At 46.0% G+C, this 3,970-nt stretch carries 3 protein-coding genes; all 3 read left to right on the top strand.

The window, feature by feature from the left end:
- The first annotated feature begins 168 nt into the window (after window positions 1–168).
- Complete coding sequence (hemL, locus tag QTO00_RS15980; protein WP_331425676.1) at window positions 169–1,461, top strand: glutamate-1-semialdehyde 2,1-aminomutase; 1,293 nt, start codon at window positions 169–171, stop codon at window positions 1,459–1,461.
- A 260-nt stretch (window positions 1,462–1,721) separates the two neighbouring features.
- On the top strand, window positions 1,722–2,807 hold the full coding sequence (locus QTO00_RS15975) for an AI-2E family transporter (RefSeq protein WP_331425675.1): 1,086 nt from the start codon (window positions 1,722–1,724) through the stop codon (window positions 2,805–2,807).
- 91 nt (window positions 2,808–2,898) lie between these two features.
- Complete coding sequence (gene rsmC, locus QTO00_RS15970) at window positions 2,899–3,921, top strand: 16S rRNA (guanine(1207)-N(2))-methyltransferase RsmC (protein ID WP_331425674.1); 1,023 nt, start codon at window positions 2,899–2,901, stop codon at window positions 3,919–3,921.
- The last annotated feature ends 49 nt before the right edge of the window (window positions 3,922–3,970 follow it).

Here is a 3,970-nt window from a genome sequence, read left to right as displayed (position 1 = left end):
CGAGTGAAACGTTCAAGTATTCACCAACTTCCGACGCATTTTTTACACAAATCAGCGTCTATTTGCTGTCAAAGTATCCAGAATGTGGCGCAAAGCGTTTTATTGAATGCGAAAGGACGAGTACAATGCGAGCCAAATTGGTCCGAGCAATCATAAAGAGGATATCCCATGACCAAATCAGCAGATCTTTTCGAGAAAGCACAGCAGACCATCCCTGGTGGTGTTAACTCACCAGTACGTGCTTTTAATGGCGTTGGCGGCGCTCCAATCTTTGTAGAACGTGCCGATGGCCCACTGATTTTTGATGCTGACGGTAAAGCTTACATTGATTATGTAGGTTCATGGGGGCCAATGATTCTCGGTCACAACCATGCAGTGATTCGCGAAGCCGTTATCGATGCAGCACAACGCGGCTTGAGTTTTGGCGCACCAACGGAAATGGAAATCGCCATGGCTGAGCTTGTATCTGAGCTTGTTCCATCAATGGAACAAGTCCGCATGGTGAGCTCGGGGACCGAGGCAACCATGAGTGCAATTCGTCTTGCACGTGGCTTCACTGGCCGCGATAAGATCATGAAGTTTGAAGGCTGTTACCATGGCCATGCAGACAGCCTATTGGTTAAAGCTGGCTCAGGAGCATTAACGCTTGGCCAACCTAGCTCACCTGGTGTTCCAGCTGATTTTGCTAAGCACACCCTAACAGCAACGTTTAACGACCTAGACTCTGTTCGTGAACTATTTGCAGCGAATAAAGGCGAGATCGCATGTATCATCGTTGAGCCAGTAGCGGGCAACATGAACTGTATTCCACCTGTGGAAGGCTTCCATCAAGGTCTACGCCAAATCTGTGATGAAGAGGGTGCGCTACTGATCTTTGATGAAGTAATGACAGGCTTCCGCGTTGCTCTTGGCGGTGCTCAGGGCTATTACAATATTCAGCCAGACTTAACCACGCTAGGTAAAGTTATCGGTGGCGGAATGCCAGTTGGCGCATTTGGCGGCCGTAAAGAGGTGATGCAGCACATCGCTCCTACTGGTCCGGTTTACCAAGCTGGCACGCTTTCGGGTAACCCTGTTGCTATGGCGGCAGGCTTTGCTTGTTTGAACCTTCTAAAAGAAGAAGGCAATGAAAAGCGCCTAGCTTCAAAAACCAAGCAACTTGCCGATGGTTTTAAAGAGCTTGCCGATAACCACAACATTCCACTTGTCGTTAACCAAGTTGGTGGCATGTTCGGTTTCTTCTTCACTGACCAAGAGAGCGTAACAAGCTACGAAGATGTGACTAAATGTGATATTGAACGCTTTAAACGCTTCTTCCACCTAATGTTAGAACACGGTGTTTACCTAGCGCCATCAGCATTTGAAGCGAGCTTTACCTCTTTAGCACATGGAAGCAAAGAGATTGAAGCAACACTCGAAGCGGCTGATCGCTGTTTCTCCATCATCGCTCAAGAGTCGTAACAGACTCCCGATCACATTGAGAGGCTGCCATGGCAGCCTCAGTTATTTCCAGTTCACCACAGCCAAGACAGTGAGACCAAACATAAACAGAAAAAACCAAGGTATATTCCGTTTAGGTTTGTTCCTTTTACTACTGCACTTCTCTTTTCCACAACAGCCCATAGCCAGCTACTCCGCGAATAACATATTCAATTTGCGTTGAACACTCAGACAATTACCGCCATTATACTGCTACGAAATAGATTTCATGGACAATAAATGTGTCAGATAAAATCAAACTAACTTCTAGTCATTGGGTATTGATTGTTGCATTACTCGCAGCAGGGTTTGCCTGTTTCTTGCTCGTTGAACCGTATATCAACTCGATTGTGATGGCGTTTATCATCTCACTACTGATGTTTCCGATTCATGAATGGATCGAAAAACGCATGCCAAAGCATACCAACTTAGCTTCACTGCTTTCATGTGTTGTGCTGACTTTCATTATCGTATTTCCACTATTGTTTGTGTTTGCTGCCATTGTCCAACAGGGTTCAGCCTTTTCACAGAACGTCTATCAATGGGTCACTCATGGTGGAATTCAAACCATTTTTGGGCACCCATGGGTGGTTAACGGCCTTGGCTTCGTTAATACCTATCTGCCTTTCGATGCCATCAGCCCACAAGAAATCGGCCAAAAAGTTGCACAATTCGCAACATCATTTGGTAGCAACCTAGTCGGCATTAGTGCAAAAATCTTAGGTGATGCGACTAGCTTCCTAATGGATTTCTTCTTAATGCTGTTCGTGCTGTTCTTCCTACTGCGCGATCACGAAAAGATCATTGGCGCAATTCGCCATATTCTGCCACTTTCTCGTAGCCAGGAAGATAAATTGCTTGATGAAGTTGAGCAAGTGGCGAAATCAGCAGTCATGGGGTCGTTTCTAACCGCTATCGCGCAAGGTTTCGCCGGTGGTTTTGGTATGTGGATTGCTGGCTTCCCGGGGCTATTTTGGGGCACCATGATGGGATTTGCCTCTTTCATTCCAGTTGTGGGTACCGCGCTAATTTGGGTGCCAGCCGCTATCTATCTATTCTTGACAGGTGACACGACTTGGGCGGTTGCTCTTACGGTTTGGAGCATAGCGATTGTCGGGTCGATTGATAATCTGCTTCGCCCACTACTGATGCAAGGCAGTGCAGGAATGAACACCTTAATGATTTTCTTCTCTCTATTAGGTGGTCTGCACTTGTTCGGTTTGATCGGTCTGATCTATGGCCCGATCATTTTCGCCGTGACTATGGTGCTATTTAATATCTACGAAGAAGAGTTCCAAGACTTCTTGAATAGACAAGATCGCAGCTAGCGACCAATACTATTTTATTCTGCTTAGAATGACTTCAAGATGAGGGAGGATTGTGCGAAAATCCTCCCTCATTTTTTATACTGAGTTTGCTATGTCTGCTTATATCGCACCAAGCCAAATCGCTGAAAGACAGTTCGCCTATTTTGAGGGCAAGCATGTATTAGTGGCAGGAGAAGCTGAAGATCTATTTCCTGTTGAGCTAACAAAACACTGTCAATCCGTGACTGTCTATACCACCAACTACGGCTACTACCGTCAATTAAGTGGTTACTCACAAGTCACAAGTGTCTTCGGTGCCGAGTTTAATCAACGCACAGAAGCGGACTTAGTGCTGCTCTATTGGCCTAAAGCCAAAGCGGAAGCTGAGTATTTACTTGCAATGCTGATGGCAAAGTTAGGTGAAAATACCGAGATTGTTGTCGTCGGTGAAAATCGCTCTGGGGTAAAAAGCATTGAAAAGATGTTCAAACCCTACGGTTTGATCACCAAGTATGACTCAGCTCGCCGTTGTTCCTTCTATTGGGGGCAATGCACGCAAACACCAGCACCCTTTGATCTTCAAGCTTGGTTTAAAACTTACCAAGTCGAATATCAGCAAACCTCGCTTACGATTAAGAGCTTGCCTGGCGTATTTAGTCACGGTGAATTTGATATTGGCAGTAAGTTACTACTAGACACGCTACCACAACTGAGCGGCAAGGTGCTCGATTTTGGTTGTGGCGCAGGAGTTATTGGCAGCGTGATGGCGCTGCTCAATCCTGGAATAGAGCTAGAGATGTGTGATATTAGCGCCTTAGCCGTCGAATCGAGCAAAGCCACTCTCGCCGCGAACGGTTTATCAGCTAACGTATTTGCTTCTGATGTCTATTCGGACACAAGCAAAAACTACGACTTCATTATCAGCAATCCACCTTTCCATGCAGGGCTTGATACTAGCTACAGCGCCACAGAAACACTCCTAGAACAGGCACCAAAACAGAGCTCAAACAAAGGTCAACTCTTCATCGTTGCCAACAGTTTCTTGAAGTATCCCCCCATCATCGAGCAAGCTTACGGTAATTGCGAGACGCTAAATAAGACCAATAAATTCGCTATCTACCACGCTCAAATCTAAATTGTTAGCCCAATCTCTCCCAAGATTGGGCGATTCCAACACCATGCAC

It is taken from the genome of Vibrio sp. M260118, from assembly GCF_036533755.1.
Taxonomy (GTDB): domain Bacteria; phylum Pseudomonadota; class Gammaproteobacteria; order Enterobacterales; family Vibrionaceae; genus Vibrio.
The sequence above is the reverse complement of the archived record's forward strand: the minus strand, read 5'-3'. Positions and strand labels throughout refer to the sequence as shown.